We start from the raw sequence: 19,046 nt of genomic DNA on the forward strand, positions 1-19,046 counted from the left end.
CCACCATGCATGACCGCAACCAGGCGGATCCAAGCATTCCCCATTTCCCTATGGTTAAAAGGACCAGCCCCGGGCATACTCCGGGAAAACACAGTTCTATCAAGGACGACCCGCGAATTCCGGTCAAGTGTTCAATTTAAGGGTGAGGAAATTTCATTGCACGAAACTGTATCGGAGCCTGCCATCTCTATTCGTCGGTCCGAAAATCGATGTGAATGTGATTGCCGTCCGGATCCCAGACGTTCAACTGAACGGTGTCGATCGCCGTCAGTTCTACACGGCGATAGGAGACGCCATTTGTTTTAAGATGCGCTTCGAACCGATCCAACCCTGTCGCCGAAAAAGCGAAATGCTCAAGCTTTAGGTCTGCGTCCGAACCCGTGGCCTCGGCCTCGACACCGACCAGATGCACGAAAGCGTTTTCTTCGACATAAAGCCAGGCTCCGGGAAAAGGGAAGGGCGGGCGTGGCCCGACCCGCATCCCCAGCAAGTTGCAGTACCAATCGATCATCTCGTCCAAACGCGTGGTGCGGAGGTTGACATGATCCAGTGACGTGATCTCCATAGCCTAGCCTCGGGTCCATTTGATCGAACATCCCATTGATGGAATCTGGTCCTGGGGGCCTTGCCCGGTCTCGGCAATTTGCAGCATCGCATTGACCAGTTCTGGTTCGCGCTTGCCTGTCTGGCCGCGGCCCAGATTGTCCAGACGGCCCCGGTACTGCAACTTTCCATCCGCATTCAATCCGAAGAAATCCGGAGTGCAAACAGCACCATAAGCCTTTCCTACGGATTGATCCTCGTCCACGAGATATGGAAAGTTGAAGCCGTTCTGCCGTGCGAATTCCAACATGTTTGGCGGCGAATCTTCGGCGTAATCGCGATAGTCGTTCGACATGACCGCCAACACGCCGATCCCCTTGGACATCAGCAGGTCCGTGTCCTGGGCAAGCCGGTCCGTGATCGTTTTGACATAGGGGCAATGATTGCAGATGAAGGCGATTAGCAACCCGTTTTGCAGGTGATCGGACATCTTGAAGGCCTGACCGTTCGGGTCCTTGAGCGTGAAGTCCGGGGCTTCCCAACCGAAATCGCAGATCGGAGTGTCGAGCAGCATGATTGTCCTTTTTGTGACCAGTTGGCATGTTCAGGCCAGCTTAGCTTACGGGCGCAAACAAGTAGAGCGTGATTTCCGGCACCATGTTTGCGACGGAATGCGCCTGCAAACGTATCTGGTTCAGATCAGCAGCGTTGACAGGCTTGGGTAATAGCTTAGCAGAAGCAACACCAAAGTTACTGCGATCAGGAAAGGCCAAAGCGATTTCAGGATTGAACCGGGCGATGTGTCGCTCATGGACGAGGCGATGTACAATCCGATCCCGACCGGGGGCGTCAGCAGCCCAAGCACAAGGTTCAGGCAGGCAACAATGCCGAACTGATAGGGGCTGATATCGTATGAACCGGTTGCAATCGGCAGCAGGATCGGAGTGATCAGGATGATCGCGGCGATGCCATCGATCACCATTCCAACCAGCAAAAGCGCAAGGTTAACGATCAGCAGGAACACGAACGGGTCCGAGGTGACCGAGGTGATTAACCCAGCCAGTTGCTGCGGTATTTCCTCATAGATGATGACCCAGCCGAACACGCTGGCGGCCGCGATCATGAACAGGATCATCGACGCATTGGCCGCCGTGCGTTTGAACATCTGTGCCAGGTTGCTCGGCTTCAGGTCCCCGTAAACCAACCAGCCCACCAGAAACGCGATCAGGGACGCGATTGCAGCGGATTCGGTCGGTGTGGCGATCCCGAACAGAATGCCGCCTATGATCGACATCGGAATCAGCAGGGCAGGGGCCGCGCTGATCAAGGCCTGGACGGCTTCGGCACGCGTCATCCAATGCCCTTTCGGAAAGCTCTGCCACCACCCGATCAGGGTGATGACCGATGCAAACGCCCCGGCAAGGATCAAACCGGGCAGGATTCCTGCAATGAACATGTCACCAATCGGGATCTGAGCCAGAACACCGAAGATGACAAACATCATCGACGGCGGGATGACCGGAGCCAGCAGCCCGCCTGCGGCCGTCGTGGCAGCGGCGAAACCCTTGTCATAGCCCTCCTCCTCCATCGCGGGGACCATGGCGCGCGACATCACCGCGATCTGCGCCGTCGCAGACCCGATGATGGCCGCCATGAACATGTTTGCCAGCAAGTTGATATAGGCCAGCCCGCCGCGAAACCCGCCGACAAATACCCGGGCCAGCGCGACAAGGCGCCGGGTCATGCCGCCTTCGTTCATCAATTCTCCGGTCAACATGAACAGAGGAATTGCCAGCAGGCCGTAATTCTCAAGACCGCCGAACATTTTCTGCGCGAAGCTGTCATAAAGAACCGTGTTGCCGCTTTCCCAGATGTACCAGATGGCCGTGATCGCCAGCACGATCGCCACGGGCACGGACAGAAGTAAAGTGGCCAGAAAGACGATGGGGCTCATGGCTGTGCCCCTTTGCCCGGGGCGCTCAGCAGATGCATGGTGGAATGCAGCGTCGCGCCCACTGCGAAAAGCCACATCACCAACCAGAACAGGTACTTTGGCAGGCCCAGGGTCAGCGTTGGCTCGGCGTAGATGAAATTGAATGTCTGACCTTGAAACGCCGCCACGTCAAATCCGCTGCTGGCGATGTCCAGCGGAAGGAACCAGCGCCAGCAGAACCACAGCATCGCAAAGGAAAAAGCAAACACGACCACGTCCACACCCTTGCGGATCAATGGTTTCGCGCGTTCGGGCACGTTGTCGGAAACGATGGAGATCGACACAGAACTGCGATGGTGCAATGCGGAAGACGCGCCCAGAAAGGTCATCCAGACCATCGCGTAGATCGCCAGTTCATCAACCCAGAACAGGGCGTTGCCCGCCGTTCGCGTTACGACATTCAACAAGATCAGAATCGTTATGCAGACTGCCAGAAAGGCAGCGCACCACAACTCGACCCGCGCCAAGCCTGCCGACAGCCGATACAACATCGCTGTTCTCCCGTGAAAAAGGGCGCAGGATCGAGCTGCGCCCCTTTCGTCATGCCGTTTTCGTTATTTTGTTTCTGCCGCAGTCTGCCGCAAAGCGTCAAGGGAAGAGGTCTTCTGGGACCAGATCCCGTTCCACTCTTCTATCGCGTCGCCAAAGAACGAGGCATCGACCTTTTTGTAGGCTTTGCCAGTGCCCTCGATCTGCTCCAGCCATTTGGCATCGTTTTCGACGTAGGCATCAATGGTGCTGTCCACATGCTTGGCCATGAGTTCCGCGATCATCGCGCGGTCTTCTTCGGACAAACCAGCCCAGACCTTGGCCGATACCAGCCCGACCATCGGGAACATCATGTGATCCGACTGCACGATCGTGTCGGCGTGTTCATAATATTTCAGAACCCAGATCAGCTCGGCGTCCATGTCGATGGCGTCAACCTGACCATTGGCCAGCGCATCATAGACGGCAGGCAAGGGCATGGGCGTGGGTGCTGCCCCCACCGCGTTGTAGAAATCCAGAATCGGTGTGAAGGGCGTGATACGCAGTTTCAGGCCTGATAGATCTTCGGCGGAGGAAACCTCGCCCCGGCTGACGATCTGGCGCAATCCTGCCATCCCATATCCCAGTCCAACGACACCAACCTGCCCCGGCAAGGGTTCCAGCATGGACTTGGCCGTATCGGATCGCAGGATGCGCCCCGCGTGCCCAATGTCATCAGCCAGATAGGGCGCATAGAACGCCCCCAACTCGGGCGCGCGGTTGGAAACCTCGGCCACCGTCATGAAAGCCATGTCCAACGCGCCGGTCTGCAATTGTTGCAGCATTTCTGCCTCGTTCCCCAACTGGCGGGCCGGGAAGACCGATACCGAATGCGCGCCACCACTGGCCTCATTCAACTCGGCCCCAAACGCTTCGGCGGCTTTGGTCCAGATATGCGGTGGCGGCGTGATCAGACCCAACCGAAACTCTTCGGCGTGAGCGGCAACAGACGCCAGTGCCAACGCAGCCGCAGAGGCGGCGATTTTTGCGAAATGTCTCATTACTTCCCCTGTTTGATCTTGTTTTACAACGTGACCCAGCCCTCGGGCGGTTCCTTTCCCGGGTGCACAGCCTGACAATTGGGGCAGGTGCGGTCTTGTTCCGAGGCATAGAACTTCTGATAAACCGGAGGCAGGTCATCAACGATGGACTTTAGCTGCATTTCCGCTCGATGCACCAGTGATCCGCATTCAAAGCAATACCATTCGATGGCGTCCAGCTCTCCGGTCTGGCGCTTGGGTTCAATCACAAGCCCGATCGAGCCTTCCTGAGGGCGCTGTGGCGAATGGCGTACATGCGGAGGCAGCAGAAAAACCTCGCCCTCACGGATCGGAACATCATAGAACTCCTCTCCGTCATAGATTTTCAGCACCATGTCGCCTTCAAGCTGGTAGAAGAATTCTTCCACCGGGTCATCGTGGTAATCGGTTCGCTTGTTCGGGCCACCCACAACGGTGACCATCAGATCGGCGTCTTCCCAAACCTGACGATTCCCTACGGGCGGTTTGAGCAGATGGCGATGCTCGTCGATCCAGGCCTTAAAGTTGAACGCTTTCAGTTTTGACATGTCCCACTCCCTATCCCTGAAAGTTTGGCGCGTTTTTGCATGACCGCAAAGAAATTATCAGCATCTCGCTATCCGATTTCCTTATACTGCCCGGCCTCACCCAGCTCAGACGCGCAGCCCGCATTCGTCGAACGCTTTGCGAATGATCGCTTTTTCCGCTTCGGTCAGTTCCAGCATCGGCGGGCGTACACGGCCACCGACCTGACCCAGCAACTCTTGCCAGTACTTTCCGAATGCAGTGGGTTTGCCCGCAGGACGCGCGCGTTTCATCGCATCGCGGACCGGGTTCAGACTGTCAAAGACACGCCGCGCTTCATCGGCCTTTCCCGCAAAGGCCAGACGCGTGTATTCGTTCATCCGCTGATCAACCTTGCTTTGCAGCTGATAGGGCGGGGACGAGCAGAGATACAACTTCCAGTCCAGTTCCAATATGTTGTCCAGCCATTCATGTTCGGCCGAGGTCGAGACATGGATCCTGTCGCCCACCATGTGGGTCAGCTTCACGTACATCTCACGCGGGACCGAGTATTTTATCGCAACGATATTGGGTAAGTCCGCAATGCGGGCGCATTCTTCGGGCTGCATCAAATAGCCACTGTCTGGATGGCTCCACATGGCGATGCCGATATCCAGTTCGTCACAAAAACGCTTGTAGTACTGGTACAAAACCTCTCCGCGATCCTGCACAAAGCTCAGAACCGGCGCGTGCAGAACGATGTAATCCGCGCCGCAATTCTGTGCGTGATGCGCCAGGTCCAAGGCCGTATTCATGTTCTGGTCCGAGACCGAGACGATGACACCGGCTTTGCCTGCGCATTCATCAACGGCAATTTCGAAGTTGCGCTTGCGCTCTTCGATGCTCATCGAAAAGAACTCGCCCTGTTTGCCGGCGACGAAAAGGCCCTGGATGTCCAGATCGTCGATCCAATGGCGGATGTTGGCGCGCAGTCCCGATTCATCCAGAGACAGGTCATCATTGAACGGGTTCAGTGCCGCTGCCCATATTCCAGTCATATGTTCGCGGGCATAGGCCTTCGCGTCGTGTTTTGAGTATTTCATTTCCAACGTGGTCCCCGTGGCTTCAACAGGAACAAAACACACCAGGCGGGTCGGTCCAGTGCCATTTCAGGGAAATGGATATCTGAAAAAAATATACCACAAACTTACCAATTCAGATTTTTTCAATGCTGGTCTAGGGTCCAGACATGAAGATCGCAGTCATCGGAACCGGCGCAATCGCGCAGTTTGTGCAGCGCATGTTGCCAGAACATGGGCATGAGTTGGCAGCCATTCTGGTCAGACCACACCGCGTTGATCCAAAATCGCCCAAGTCAATTGGTTCGGTTGATGACCTGCCGGCCGGAATCGAAATGGTTCTGGATTGCGCGGGGCACGAGGCACTGGCCGGTTTGGGTCCGGACATTCTGGCACGAGGGCTGGATATCATCAGTGTCTCTGCCGGCGCACTTGCGGATCAGCAGGTCAGTGATCGGCTGGACAGGGCCGCGCGAAAGGGCGGGGCGCGGCTGCATCTGGCAAGCGGTGCCATAGGTGGGCTGGACTGTCTCAGCGCCGCAGCGGTCGGGCCGCTCAAATCCGTCACATATGTGGGGCGCAAGCCGCCGGCGGGGTGGAAGGGATCCCTTGCCGAACACAGTCTTGACCTCGGCAATATCACCGCGGCTGAAACCCATTTTCAAGGTTCCGCAAGAGAGGCGGCGCTGGCTTACCCAAAGAACGCAAATGTCGCCGCCGCCGTCGCCTTGGCGGGCGTGGGGTTCGATAACACACAGGTTCGTCTGATCGCCGATCCGACGATCCACAAGAACATTCACGAGGTCGAGGCCGAAGGCGATTTCGGCACGTTTCAGTTCCGGATCAGCGGTACCGCGCTGCCCGACAACCCGCGAAGCTCGGCGCTTGCGGCCATGAGTGTGCTGTCCAAGCTGGATCAGCTTTGCAAGCCGATTGTGCTGTAGCCATGGTTGGGCGTCACTCTCGCATCGTTGACCGCGCCTTGACCCGCCTGAAGCTGCGGCAGCTGCGTCTGCTGGTTGCAGTTGGCGCGCATGGAAACATTCAGAATGCTGCGCGTGAGCTGGGAATATCTCAGCCAGCGGCAACCAAGATGATTCAGGATCTTGAACTGGATTTCGAAGTCAAGCTGTTCACGCGCACCAACCGAGGCGTTGTGCCAACGGTTTTTGGCGAAACTCTCATACGTCACGGGAAACTGATATTTGCTCAGGTTTCCAATGCCGCGCAGGAACTGGACGACCTGAACGAAGGAAATTCCGGCCGTGTCGTGGTGGGAACACTGCTTGCGGCGTCAACCAGCCTGCTACCTGCCGCCATTGAACTGCTGCTGGAAGACCGCCCGAACGTTGCGGTCAAGATCAGCGAAGGGACAAACGAGGTGCTCATGCCCCGGCTGCTGTCGGGTGAGATCGACATGGTTGTAGGACGCCTGCCGTCGCACCGGCATCGCGACAAGATTCGACAGGAAAAACTGTTCGAGGATCGGATATTGGCCATTGTCGGCCCTCAACACCCGCTTGCTGAGCGGGACGCCGTGACCTTTGCGCAAACCAAGCCGTTTGGCTGGATTCTTCCCCCGCAAGAGACCACGTTGCGACGTCAGGCGGATCATTTTTTCGTCGGCCAGCAGCAATACGTGCCACCGGTCGCCATTGAATCCGTGTCCTACCTGACGAACCGGGCGCTGCTGCAATCCCGCGACCTGATCGGCCTTATGCCGGCCGAAGTCGTCGTCCAGGATATCGAAAACAACCATCTTGCCCAGCTCACCTGGGAGGTTCCGTTCGGGCAGGGACCAATTGGAGTGTCTTTCCGCGCCGACGACGATCTGTCGCCCGCTGGGCGCGCTTTCAAAACGGCCCTGCATCGGGCGGCGCAGAGCAGACAGACCAGATATCCGCCAATTTGATATCCGTATTCGCGCAATGCGCTTGAACTCATGCGAGGCATCGCGCGATCAAAAATCAAGGCAAATGGAGGCGCCAGTTTCATGTATCCAGAGCTCAGGCTGTTCATTGGCGGCACGTGGCGAAAAACCGGGCGCGATATCCCGGTTGTCAACCCGGCAACCGAGGAAGAACTCGGTCGGTTGCCTTGCGCATCGGCGAAAGACCTGGACGACGCGCTGCAAGCGGCCGTCGAAGGCTTTCGACTGTGGCGCCGCACATCGCCGCGGGAACGCGCGGATACGATTCTGCGGGCGGCAGCCCTCATGCGTCAGCGGCAGGAAGAAATCGCGCATTCCATTACTCTGGAGCATGGCAAGCCTTTGAAGCAGGCCCGGCTGGAGGTCATTCGAGGCGCCGAGTTCTTTGAATGGGATGCGGGCGAGGCGATGCGGACCTATGGCAGGATCATTCCGGCGGCGCAGGGTCACAAATTTGCAGTTCATCACCAGCCTGTCGGCGTTGTCGCGGCATTTTCGCCGTGGAACTTCCCCATGAGCCAACCTGCCCGGAAAATCGCGGGTGCTTTGGCCTCGGGCTGTTCAGTGATCCTGAAAGCGGCAGAAGAAACGCCTGCCGGCGCCTTGCACATAGCAAAAGCGTTCGAAGATGCCGGTCTGCCGGCAGGGGTTCTGAATTTGGTGTTCGGTGAACCATCCGAGATATCCGGTCATCTGATCCCGCAGGACTCTGTTCGCTTGGTGGCCTTCACCGGATCGACAACCGTCGGGCGTCATTTAACCACTTTGGCGGCCCGGCACGACACCCGAGTGCTTATGGAGTTGGGTGGCCACGCGCCGGTCATCGTTTGCGAAGATACGGATGTGCAATCGGCGGCCGTTTCAGGCGCGGTCCGCAAAATGCGCAATGCCGGTCAGGTCTGCACATCCCCAACCCGTTTCTTCGCGCATGAGAGTATTTTTGACGCCTATGCGGCCGGATTTGTTGCGAGGGCCAAGGCCACAGTTGTCGGCAATGGGCTTGACGCAACCGTTGAAATGGGCCCAACGGCCAACGACCGGCGCGTGCCAGCCTTGTCAGAGCTGGTTGAAGACGCAGTGGCGCAGGGCGCAACGCTTGCCACAGGTGGATCGCGGCTGGGTGAGCGGGGATATTTCTTTGAACCCACGGTGTTATTGAACGTTCCTAAAGCGGCGCGGATCATGCGCGAAGAGCCGTTTGGACCGGTTGCGGTGATCAACCCGGTGGCTTCGCTGGATGAGGCGATCGCTCTGGCGAATTCAGTTCCCTACGGGCTGGCGGGGTACGCTTTCACCAATCGGGCGGATTACATCGACCGTCTGATCGACGAGGTCGAGGTCGGCAATCTGTCGATCAACACACTTGAAGCATCCATGCCGGAAACGCCCTTTGGGGGCGTGAAATCCAGTGGCTATGGTCGGGAAGGCGGAACCGAAGGCCTTGAGAATTACATGACGGTCAAGAACGTCTGGCATTCGGCTAGGATCTGCTGAAAAAGATCCCGACACCTGCACTTGTCGACTTTTCGCGACCAAGCCAGCCTTTTTCCTTTCGAAATCGACCAAAGGGCCAGCGCTGCGATTGTGATTTCATTACTTGCGGAACCGAAAGACGCGACAATGTGCCCTTTCTGATGGGACGCCCGAACGCGGATCATGACCTATGTCAATGACAGTAAACCCGCCTTGCTGTCCATTGGCCGGGAATTTCTGGCCGGACCGTGCGACAAAACCATCGCGTCCTTTTGCCGGTGATGATCAGCGTTTTGGCTGACCTGCGGGGGGTTTCCCGCCGGGTGGCCTGAGCTCCGGAGGGACGGATGAACACTTGGCTGACGCTATCTGCACCAATCCCTGCCAAGGATACCGAGGGCTTCGAGAGAATGGCTGGGCTGCCCACCGTAACGTCCACCTTTGGCATGAACTCTGACTGCGCGCGCGTGTCTGAGCTTTGCGGCCAACCCGAGCAGGATTTGTCGTCCGTGAAAGAAGGCGATGACGGCACAGGTCGCGCCGCACATGGTCGGCATAACGTGGGTACGCTGCCGGTCGTTGCTGATCCCAGCTCGGATTTGGAAAAATTCAACGACGGCCTGCCCAATCTGGATCCGGACGAACAGCCGGGATTTGCAGGACGCTTAATATTTTCGGAGATTCAAAATGGCTGATGGATGTGCCTGTGACCGCCACGCCGACATGTATCTGACTGTCGAGGACGCCCTTGAACGCGGTCTTTCCGTCGCCGATCCTGTTGCCGAAACCGAGATTTTGCCGCTGGAACAGGCTATAGGCCGGGTTCTGGCCGAGGATTGCGCCAGCAAGGTTGATATGCCTGCCTTCGACAACTCGGCCATGGATGGCTATGCCATCCGCACCGGTGATCTGGGTGACGGGCCGGTGTTCGAGCTGCCCATCGCCGGGCGCGTGGCTGCGGGTGACTGCGGCGACCATGATGCACCCGAAGGCAGCGCTTTGCGCATTTTCACGGGCGCTCCGGTGCCACCTGAATTCGATGCCGTGCTGATGCAGGAAGATTGCGATCTTTTGATCGACAGGATTCGATTCAGCCGCCGCCCGAAACCCGGCCAGCATATCCGACGCGCAGGGGAAGATCTTTGTGCCGGGGGTCCGATCCTGCGACGCGGCTGTGAAATTGGACCGCGCGAGATGGCCGCCCTGGCATCCGCCGGGTATGGTGAGGTCCTGGTGTTTCGAAAACTGAAGGTCACGATCTTTTCGACAGGCAGCGAACTGCGTCAACCGGGCGAACCCCTCGACCCCGGCCAAATCTACAACTCGAACCGTTATATGCTGCTGGCGCTGTTGCAAAAACCCTGGATCGAACTGATCGACCGGGGACCGGTCGTGGATGACCCGACCCGTCTGGAACAGGTTCTGCGCGAGGCATGCGTTGCCTCGGATCTCATCGTCACGACCGGGGGCGTGTCCGTCGGGGATGAAGATCACATGCCCCGGCTGTTCAGCGCGATTGGCGGCGAAACCGATGTCATGAAAGTGGCGATGAAGCCCGGTAAACCGGTCATGTTCGGGCGGCGCGAGCGTGCTCTTTACGTTGGCCTGCCCGGCAACCCGGTGTCAGCCTATGTGACATGGCAGATAATCGGGTCGCAGATGATGGCGCGGCGCGCAGGCTTGTGCCACAGACCTCAGGTACCTGTTCAGGCCGTGCTGGCCGAACCGGTGCAGCGTCGCGCGGGTCGGCAGGAATATCGTCCGGTCCAGATTGACGGTACCTCGCCGCGTGGCCTTCCCAATGTACGTCTGATGGCGCCCTCCTACAGTGGCCGTGTTGCCTTGCTGGCGCAGGCAGATGGGTTGGCGATCATACCGGCCGAGATCGAAGACCTGCCCGCCGGGCATTCGATTGAATTGTTGAGGTTCTGATCTTCGCACCAGGTGCGTTGCTTTTTATCCTGCAACCTCAACGCTGCGGTCATGGTGGGCACCCGGAAAATTGCCCGGTCGCGCGCCAATCAATCCCAATACCGACCTGAAAATTGTCGCAACCGATAAACTCCGTGACGGATTACGTCGTGACTGGGGCTTTCCCGGCGGCACATGATGCTTCGGCGCACTGAGGGTTAAGGACACAAATTCATGCGGTATTCGGCACTCGCGATCATGCGGCAGGTTTTGCAAGGGCACCGGGGCTGGACACCGGCTTGGCGTGATCCCGAGCCTCAATCAAGCTATGATTTCATCGTGATTGGCGGCGGCGGCCATGGCCTTGCGACGGCATATTATCTGGCCAAGGAACACAACGCCGCCAAGGTGGCCGTTTTGGAAAAAGGCTGGATCGGTGGCGGCAACGTCGGGCGCAATACAACGATCATTCGCGCCAATTACCTGTTGGATGGCAACCAGCCATTCTATGAGCTGTCGCTGAAACTGTGGGAAAATCTTGAACAGGACCTGAACTACAATGCGATGGTCAGTCAGCGCGGTATTCTGAACCTCTGTCATACGGACGCCCAGCGTGACGCGTATCGTCGTCGTGGCAACGCGATGATGTTCACCGGCTCTGGGGCCGAACTGTTGGATGCAGAGGGCGTTCGCGCGATGTATCCGTTCCTGAACTTTGACGATGCGCGCTTTCCGATCAAGGGCGGTCTGTTGCATCGCCGCGGTGGTACGGCGCGTCATGACGGTGTCGCTTGGGGCTATGCCCGTGCCGCGGATCAACGGGGGGTCGACATCATCCAGAATTGCGAAGTCACCGGGTTCCGCATCGAAAACGGAAAACTGCTGGGCGTTGAAACCACAAGGGGTTACATCGGCGCCAAGAAGGTGGGCGTGGCGGTTGCCGGGTCTTCCGGGCGCGTGATGGCACAGGCGGGGATGCGCCTGCCGATCGAAAGCCACGTGCTACAGGCCTTTGTGACCGAAGGGCTGAAACCGGTGCTTGACGGGGTGATTACGTATGGCGCCGGACATTTCTATGTCAGCCAATCGGACAAGGGCGGTCTGGTCTTTGGCGGCGATATCGACGGCTACAACACCTATGCACAACGCGGCAACCTGCCTGTGGTCGAGGACGTGGCCGAAGGTGGCATGTCCCTGATGCCGATGATCGGTCGCGCGCGCCTGCTGCGGATGTGGGGCGGCGTGATGGATATGTCGATGGATGGTTCGCCGTTCATTGGTCACACCGGAATTGAAGGGCTCTATTTCAATGGTGGCTGGTGCTACGGCGGGTTCAAGGCAACGCCAGCATCTGGTTTTTGTTTCGCGCATCTGATGGCCACCGACCGACCGCATGACGTTGCAACTGCCTATCGTCTGGACCGGTTCAGAACCGGGCGGATGATTGACGAAAAAGGCGTGGGCGCACAGCCCAACCTGCACTGAGGAGGCCCGGACATGATCATCAATCATCCACTGCTTGGCCCGCGTGACGCGTCCGAATTCACCTATCTGGGCGACGCGAGTCTGATCAATCGGCCCGACTGGCAATCCGACACGGCCGCCGCCGAGTTTCACGACTATGTCTACCTGCGCGACAACCCGGCAGGAACCCACCGAGAGCTGTGGTTTCACGAGCAGGGCGACCGCTCGTGGCTGGTTGTGACACGCGACACGCTGACCCATGAAATTCTGGCTACAGAACTGGCGCGGGATGTAGCCCGCAAGACGGGACGGGGAAAATGACCCAGAACAATCGTTTGCAGGGCGGTCTGATCGACCGGTCCAAAAAGCTGCGTTTTTCCTTCGATGGCAAATCCTACGAAGGCTATCAGGGTGATACGCTGGCCTCGGCGCTGCTGGCCAATGACGTGCGCCTGGTTGGCCGTTCGTTCAAATACCACCGTCCACGCGGTGTGCTGGCCTCGGGTTCGGAAGAACCCAACGCGCTGGTCGAGCTGCGCACAGGCAACAGGCAGGAGCCCAACACACGCGCGACAACGGTCGAACTGTTCGACGGGCTCGAGGCGACATCGCAGAACCGCTGGCCCTCGCTCGCCTTCGATGCGCTGTCGATCAATGATCGGCTCTCGCCCTTTTTGACGGCGGGTTTCTATTACAAGACCTTCATGTGGCCTAAGGCGTTCTGGGAAAAGCTATATGAGCCGATGATCCGCAAGGCGGCCGGTCTGGGCAGCCTGACGCAGGAGGCCGACCCGGATATCTACGACAAGGGCTATTTGCATTGCGACGTCCTGGTTATCGGCGCCGGTCCCTCCGGCCTGATCGCGGCGTTGACGGCGGCGCGGTCTGGCGCGCGGGTCATTCTGGCCGACGAAGACAGCCGGATGGGTGGGCGTTTGTTGTCTGACTGTGACCGGTTCGAGGGCATTTCGAATGCCGATTGGGTCGCGCAGACACTGGGAGAGCTGGCATCGATGGACAACGTGCGCCTTCTGACGCGCACCACCGTGTTCGGCGCCTATGATCACGGCATTCACGGCGCGCTTGAGCGGGTCTCGGATCACCTTGCGGTGCCCGAGGCGGGGAAACCACGCCAGATTCTGTGGCGCATCTACGCGAAGCACACGGTGCTTTGTGCCGGCTCTACCGAACGTCCGATTGCTTTCGAAAACAACGACCGACCGGGCATAATGCTGGCGGGCGCGATGCGGGCCTATGCAAACCGCTGGGCCGTGACACCGGGCCAGCGCGTGGCGATCTTCACCAACAATGACGAAGGACACCGCGCCGCACAGGATTTGATCAAAGCCAGGATCAATGTTGTTGCCGTGATCGACCCGCGCCACGATGCACCGCGCATTGCCGAATGTGAATTGCTGGCCGGGGCGCAGGTCACGAATACGCAGGGCCGGTTGGGGCTGAAATCGATCACCGTGCAGATGGCCGATGGTCAAACCCGCCCCATCGAAGTAAGCGGTCTGGGCGTTTCGGGTGGGTGGAATCCGAATGTGCAACTGACATGCCATCAGCGCGGCCGCCCGCAATGGTTCGAACCGCTTGCAGCCTTCATCCCACCTGCCGAACTGACTAAGGGTATGAGTGTCGCCGGTGCCGCCGCTGGCAACCTGACCAGCCACGGGGCGATCGCCTCGGGCACCAATGCGGCACTTGCGGCGCTTGACGGGCTGGGGATCAGGGCCTGCCCGGTCGACCTGCCGAAAGCCGAGGATGATGAGATCCGCATCACCCCGTTGTGGCATGTGCCCGGCAAAGGCCGCGCCTGGCTGGATTTCCAGAATGACGTGACCGTCAAGGATGTCAAACTGGCCGAACAGGAAGGCTTCCGCAGTGTCGAGCATCTGAAACGCTATACCACCCTTGGCATGGCAACCGATCAGGGCAAAACCGCGAACGTCGGCGCGCTGGCCGTGATGGCCGAGATCACCGGCAAGAGCATTCCAGAAACCGGCACGACCATCTTCCGGCCACCCTACACGCCCGTGGCGATGGGGGCCTGGGCCGGGCGCTCGGTCGGAAAAGAATTCAAACCCACGCGACTGACGCCCAGCCATCAATGGGCCGAAGAACAGGGCGCGGTATTCGTCGAGGTGGGCCCCTGGCTGCGTGTGCAATGGTTCCCCAAGGCTGGTGAGACCCATTGGCGCGAATCCGTGGATCGCGAAGTTCTGGCCGTACGCAGCGGTGTCGGCGTCTGCGACGTGACCACGCTGGGCAAAATCGACGTGCAGGGCGCGGATGCCGCGGAATTCCTCAACAAGATCTATTGCAACGGCTTTGCCAAACTGCCGGTGGGCAAAACCCGTTATGGCTTGATGCTGCGCGAAGACGGCATAGCCATGGATGACGGCACTGCCGCCCGCTTGGCCGAAGATCACTTTTTGGTCACCACCACAACCGCAAACGCGGTTGGTGTCTATCGCCACATGGAGTTCGTGCATCAATGCCTGTTTCCGGACATGGATGTGCAGATGATCTCGACCACCGACGCCTGGGCACAATATGCCATAGCGGGCCCGAAATCCCGTGAGTTGCTGCAAAGGGTCGTTGATGACGGCCATGACATCAGCAACGAAGGTTTTCCCTTTATGGCGTGTGGCGAGGTGACCATTGCCGGGGGGGTCCCGGCGCGGCTGTTCCGCATCTCGTTCTCGGGTGAGTTGGCCTATGAGCTGGCTGTTCCTACCCGGTACGGTGACGCGCTGATCCGACATCTGATGGCGCTTGGAGAGCCCTTTGGCGTAACGCCGTATGGCACCGAAGCGCTTGGCGTTCTGCGGATTGAAAAGGGCCATGCCACCGGAAACGAACTGAACGGAACCACCAGCGCCCACAATTTGGGCATGGGGCGCATGGTCTCAACCCAGAAAGACAGTATCGGTGCGACGCTCAGCGCACGCGAAGCTCTCACCGATCCGGATGGTCTGGCTTTGGTCGGCATTCAGCCGGTCAACAACGCCGATGCCGTGCTGGCCGGAGGCCATGTGTTCGACGAGGATGCGCCACACCTGCCGGAAAACGATCTGGGCTATGTCACATCGGCTGCCTATTCGCCGCACCTGTCCAGCAGCATCGGACTGGCCTTTGTAAAACGCGGGGCGCAGCGATTGGGCGACACCGTGCAGATTGTCAGCCCGGTGGATGACACCAACATCAAAGCGACGCTTGTCAGCGCGCATTTCGTTGACCCCGAAGGAGAACGGCTCCGTGCGTGATTTTGTTGCCAAGACCGCCATTGGCGGCAGTGAACCCAAACGGGACGTGGTCGGAACTCTGACCTTTCAGGAACGAGAGGATGTGGCACTGGCATCCGTCTCAGCCAGGCTGGGACACGAGGAAACCGTCAAAACCAAACTTCAAACCGTTTGCGGAATCCCTGTGCCTGAGGCGGGGCGGTGGGAAAAGGGCGAAACCAGCAGCCTGCACTGGCTGGGCCCGGATCAGTACCTGTGCGAAGAAGCTTTTGCAGGCCCGTTGGAGTTGGCCAGGCGTATGGAAACCGAGCTGGTCGGCATGGCGTCGGTGACCGATCAGTCGGACGCGTTCACACGCATCGACATGACCGGGCAGGGTGCCACCGTCTTGCTGCAACGCCTGACCGTTCTGGATGTCGAGCAGATGCAGGCCGGAGCCTTCAACCGCACCGCAATCCATCATGTGGGGTGCCTGCTGCGCTGCAATGAGGCGAGAACGGATTTTTCGATCTACGCGCCACGCAGCTATGCGATTTCAGTTCACCACATGCTGATTGAGGTGGCCAGGGCCCTGTGAAGGACGGTGTCCTAAGGACAAAGCCGCGTGTCTGGCGCCGCGGCTTCGTTCCTTGCGCTCCTGAGCTGGCGGCAGACCGAATGCGCGCCGATAGTTGCTTGAAAACGAACTGGCGCTGTCATACCCGACCGAAAGCGCGATTTCCTGCAAAGGCTGATCGGTGTAAAGCAGCTTCTGCCGCGCCGCATCCAGTCGCAGTCTGCGATAGTACCCTCCGGGGCTGATCCCGGTTTCCTTCTTGAAATGCCGCTCCAATTGCCGGATGGACATGCCAACGCGTTTCGAAACCTGCTCGATCGAGATCTTGTTTTCGATGTTGTTTGCAAACAACTCGATGGCCCGCCGCACCGGGCGCGGCAGGGCATTGCGGGTCTGATTTTTGCTGTAGCCCGGCAAAACCTGCAACGTATCCGCATCACGCAAAGTCGCGTATTGGAACCAGCAGGCCGTTTCGACGGCAACCGCATCGGACACCTCATCCGAAATCACGCCCAGCATGAATTCAAAAACCGCTGAAGTCCCGGCAAAGGACATTCGGTTGCGATCTATCGTATAGAGCGTGTCGCACAGGTTCACCCTGTCGAATTGTTCCTTCAACGCAGCGGTATAGCAGAAATGCGCGCTACAGCTGTAACCATCGAAGAACTTTTCTTCCGCCAGCGCAAAAAGTGAACCGCTGACCGAACCGATCCGCGCGCCACGGGACAAAAGCCGTCGCAGCGCTCCGCCCGAAGCCTTGCGATCCTTCAACCGGGCTGAGGCCCCGGCAAAGACCAGCACGACGTCGGTTTCCTCCACCTCGGACAATGCCTTGTCAGGGTTGATGCTGAGGCGTGAGCTGGACATGATCTGTTGTCCATCTTCCGAAACGACAGTCCAGCCAAGACCATCGCTGCGGCTGATCTCATTGGCCACGCGCAGCGGGTCGATGGCCATGGACAGGGCAGCAAGCGGGAAATCTTCGAGGCACAGAAAGGTAAAATGGGTCATGCTTTGTCTCTTTGCCAGCACGATACCCCAACTACACCGATTTCGTCAGAACACCAAACGATGGGCGCGGCCGCGCTCGTATAGTTTTCGGTTCAACTCATCCGCTTCGGGCGCGCCGTATTCCAGCGCGAACACAAACGCATGTGTAAGGTAAAAACAAGCAGCGTCGAGATCCTGGTTTTGCTCGGCCCGGTCGGCTGCCTCGTGGTACAGCCGGATCAGCCCAGGCACATCATTATCCGCGTGAGCCTGCAACAGGTGCTTGTCGAGTTCTTGCAGATCCAAGGTCAGCCTCTTACCGGAAACGCGAAGTGTGTTGGCCTGTACGCAATCATACGCTTTCTACCTTTTTGCGCCTGAATCCTGATTTCCCAGCGCCGTCAACGATGCGGACCGGCCCTTGATGAACCCATCACACGCATCCGCACGCGTCTTTGCGCAATCTTGGAACATCGCCTGCATCTGCGATGTTCCTGATTGCAAATGACCGCGCAGGATACATCCGTGGCGCCCTCAGCCCATGATCCGGCCGGAAAGCCGCCTATGCCTCGGCACGGGCTTGTTCGATCTGAGTGGCCACCCAGTGGTGGAAACAATGCGTTGGGCCATCCATCGCGGGCGAGAAACGGCCGCCGTCGAATTTGACACCGTGACGGCCTTTCTGCATGCCCTCGACCACGAACACATCCTCTTCGAAAACGGTTTTCCAAAGCTGCGCATTCTTTGCGCGCAACGCTTCGTGCTCGGGTGCGTCTTCCGGTTTTTTGGCGTAGTACAGCTCGATCCTTTCGTTTGACCGTTCATGCGTGATCGGATCGATGATGAAGGCAAATCCATGGTCGCGTTGAACACCCAGCAAGGTGTTCGGGTACACGACGATGTATTCCGCCCCTTCGTTCCACTTTTCGCTGAGATTCTGGAAGTCATCCAGTTTTTCGCCATCCTGACCTTCGAACTGGCGATAGACATAGGTGCCCTGACCCGAATACTTGCCCGGTTCATTGATGTTGTAGTGGTCTTCCAGGCGCGAATAGCTGTTGAGACCCGGGTGAACCCAGGGCAGGTGATAGCTTTCGCAGAAATTCTCGACCGCCAGTTTCCAGTTCGACTTCAGCTCGAGCCGGACAGACGCGCCGGCACCGCCATGATACATGGGCTGTTCAAAATCTTTCCAGCGTTCCATCAGCTCGCCATGAACCTCTTCGAACTCCGGGGCGTTGCCATCCACATTCACGAAGACAACATCGCGCCAGACATAGGAACGTATGCGGATCAGGCCCAGTTCAGCAAAGTCCAGATCTTCATGCGTGTTCTGTCCGGGGCCTCCGACATGCGGCGCCGTGCGCAGCTCGCCATTCAGGCCGTAACACCAGCTGTGATAGGGGCAACGGATCGCGCCGCGGATTTTCTGCGGCTTGTCGACCAAGATCATTCCGCGATGGCGGCAGGTGTTCTGGAAAACGCCGATCTGTCCGTCACGGTCGCGCACCATCAGAAGCGGCACGCCGAGAAAGTCGATCGGAAAGGCATCACCCGCTTCGGGAATGTCCTTGCCAAAACCGATGCCCGACCAGTTCGCGAACAGGACCGCCTCCCGTTCCTCGGCGAAGATATCGGGATCGATATAATGCTCGTTCGGCAGGCCCTTGGCGGTGTTTACCGGGGTCAGAACAGACGAAAGCGCTGAATGCTTGTTCATCGGTTGCTCCTGAGTAATTCGGAATGTGTTGAACGTTACCCCCATTGGCCGGTCGAGCCGGCTTCATTCAATATCAAAAAACCTC

19 protein-coding genes are annotated in these 19,046 nt (G+C 58.5%); 9 read left to right on the forward strand and 10 right to left on the reverse strand.

The genetic code is table 11. The features are described 5' to 3' along the window. Nucleotides 1-187: 187 nt before the first annotated feature. From I9185_RS09030 to I9185_RS09060, 7 genes are all read right to left on the reverse strand, one after another. Complete coding sequence (locus I9185_RS09030; protein WP_171635920.1) at nt 188-565, reverse strand: VOC family protein; 378 nt, start codon at nt 563-565, stop codon at nt 188-190. 3 nt (nt 566-568) lie between these two features. Further along, a complete protein-coding gene (locus tag I9185_RS09035; RefSeq protein WP_171723701.1) occupies nt 569-1,117 on the reverse strand; it encodes a thioredoxin family protein in 549 nt (182 codons plus the stop codon). A gap of 120 nt (nt 1,118-1,237) precedes the next feature. Continuing rightward, entirely contained in the window at nt 1,238-2,497 is a 1,260-nt protein-coding gene (locus I9185_RS09040) for a TRAP transporter large permease (RefSeq protein ID WP_210092860.1), read from the reverse strand. Beyond that, on the reverse strand, nt 2,494-3,027 hold the full coding sequence (locus I9185_RS09045; RefSeq protein WP_171635926.1) for a TRAP transporter small permease subunit: 534 nt from the start codon (nt 3,025-3,027) through the stop codon (nt 2,494-2,496). Before I9185_RS09045 ends, I9185_RS09040 begins: the two co-directional genes overlap by 4 nt. Nucleotides 3,028-3,090: 63 nt before the next feature. Beyond that, nucleotides 3,091-4,065, reverse strand: a complete 975-nt coding sequence (locus I9185_RS09050; protein WP_171169737.1) for a TRAP transporter substrate-binding protein — start codon at nt 4,063-4,065, stop codon at nt 3,091-3,093. Nucleotides 4,066-4,088: 23 nt separating this feature from the next. Continuing rightward, nucleotides 4,089-4,631 (reverse strand): 3-hydroxyanthranilate 3,4-dioxygenase, encoded by a 543-nt coding sequence (locus I9185_RS09055; RefSeq protein WP_152460347.1) that lies wholly within the window; start codon nt 4,629-4,631, stop codon nt 4,089-4,091. A gap of 105 nt (nt 4,632-4,736) precedes the next feature. Beyond that, complete coding sequence (locus I9185_RS09060) at nt 4,737-5,690, reverse strand: dihydrodipicolinate synthase family protein (RefSeq protein ID WP_171723704.1); 954 nt, start codon at nt 5,688-5,690, stop codon at nt 4,737-4,739. Nucleotides 5,691-5,836: 146 nt separating this feature from the next. On the opposite strand from I9185_RS09060, the gene I9185_RS09065 reads away from it, so the two are divergent. From I9185_RS09065 to I9185_RS09105, 9 genes are all read left to right on the forward strand, one after another. After that, nucleotides 5,837-6,610, forward strand: coding sequence for an aspartate dehydrogenase (locus I9185_RS09065; protein WP_210092861.1), 774 nt, complete (start codon nt 5,837-5,839; stop codon nt 6,608-6,610). 2 nt (nt 6,611-6,612) lie between these two features. Beyond that, nucleotides 6,613-7,578 carry a LysR substrate-binding domain-containing protein gene (locus tag I9185_RS09070; protein ID WP_171635933.1) on the forward strand — a complete coding sequence of 322 codons (966 nt, stop codon included), beginning with the start codon at nt 6,613-6,615 and terminating at the stop codon, nt 7,576-7,578. Nucleotides 7,579-7,659: 81 nt separating this feature from the next. Next, complete coding sequence (locus I9185_RS09075) at nt 7,660-9,090, forward strand: NAD-dependent succinate-semialdehyde dehydrogenase (RefSeq protein WP_210092862.1); 1,431 nt, start codon at nt 7,660-7,662, stop codon at nt 9,088-9,090. Nucleotides 9,091-9,416: 326 nt separating this feature from the next. Further along, a complete protein-coding gene (locus I9185_RS09080; protein WP_171723706.1) occupies nt 9,417-9,764 on the forward strand; it encodes a hypothetical protein in 348 nt (115 codons plus the stop codon). After that, nucleotides 9,757-11,001 carry a gephyrin-like molybdotransferase Glp gene (gene glp, locus I9185_RS09085; protein ID WP_210092863.1) on the forward strand — a complete coding sequence of 415 codons (1,245 nt, stop codon included), beginning with the start codon at nt 9,757-9,759 and terminating at the stop codon, nt 10,999-11,001. Before I9185_RS09080 ends, glp begins: the two co-directional genes overlap by 8 nt. Nucleotides 11,002-11,214: 213 nt before the next feature. Further along, on the forward strand, nt 11,215-12,465 hold the full coding sequence (locus I9185_RS09090; RefSeq protein ID WP_210092864.1) for a sarcosine oxidase subunit beta family protein: 1,251 nt from the start codon (nt 11,215-11,217) through the stop codon (nt 12,463-12,465). 12 nt (nt 12,466-12,477) lie between these two features. Further along, nucleotides 12,478-12,765: a sarcosine oxidase subunit delta gene (locus tag I9185_RS09095; RefSeq protein ID WP_152460339.1), complete on the forward strand. Its 288-nt coding sequence runs from the start codon at nt 12,478-12,480 to the stop codon at nt 12,763-12,765. Then, nucleotides 12,762-15,716 carry a sarcosine oxidase subunit alpha family protein gene (locus I9185_RS09100; RefSeq protein ID WP_210092865.1) on the forward strand — a complete coding sequence of 985 codons (2,955 nt, stop codon included), beginning with the start codon at nt 12,762-12,764 and terminating at the stop codon, nt 15,714-15,716. Before I9185_RS09095 ends, I9185_RS09100 begins: the two co-directional genes overlap by 4 nt. After that, nucleotides 15,709-16,272 (forward strand): hypothetical protein, encoded by a 564-nt coding sequence (locus I9185_RS09105; protein ID WP_171723710.1) that lies wholly within the window; start codon nt 15,709-15,711, stop codon nt 16,270-16,272. The genes I9185_RS09100 and I9185_RS09105 overlap by 8 nt, the downstream gene beginning before the upstream one ends. Here the strand turns inward: I9185_RS09105 and I9185_RS09110 are convergent. The 3 genes from I9185_RS09110 to I9185_RS09120 all read right to left on the reverse strand — a co-directional run bounded on the left by I9185_RS09110 (nt 16,231) and on the right by I9185_RS09120 (nt 18,961). Further along, nucleotides 16,231-17,262 carry a GlxA family transcriptional regulator gene (locus I9185_RS09110; protein ID WP_171723711.1) on the reverse strand — a complete coding sequence of 344 codons (1,032 nt, stop codon included), beginning with the start codon at nt 17,260-17,262 and terminating at the stop codon, nt 16,231-16,233. The genes I9185_RS09105 and I9185_RS09110 overlap by 42 nt on opposite strands. 45 nt (nt 17,263-17,307) lie before the next feature. Next, the gene (locus tag I9185_RS09115; protein WP_210092866.1) at nt 17,308-17,547 is read right to left on the reverse strand and encodes a hypothetical protein; all 240 of its coding nucleotides are present in this window, start codon (nt 17,545-17,547) and stop codon (nt 17,308-17,310) included. A 256-nt stretch (nt 17,548-17,803) separates the two neighbouring features. Next, nucleotides 17,804-18,961 carry an aromatic ring-hydroxylating dioxygenase subunit alpha gene (locus tag I9185_RS09120; protein ID WP_210092867.1) on the reverse strand — a complete coding sequence of 386 codons (1,158 nt, stop codon included), beginning with the start codon at nt 18,959-18,961 and terminating at the stop codon, nt 17,804-17,806. Between the last annotated feature and the right edge of the window lie 85 nt (nt 18,962-19,046).

The organism is Ruegeria sp. HKCCSP346, assembly GCF_017872595.1.
GTDB lineage: Bacteria > Pseudomonadota > Alphaproteobacteria > Rhodobacterales > Rhodobacteraceae > Ruegeria.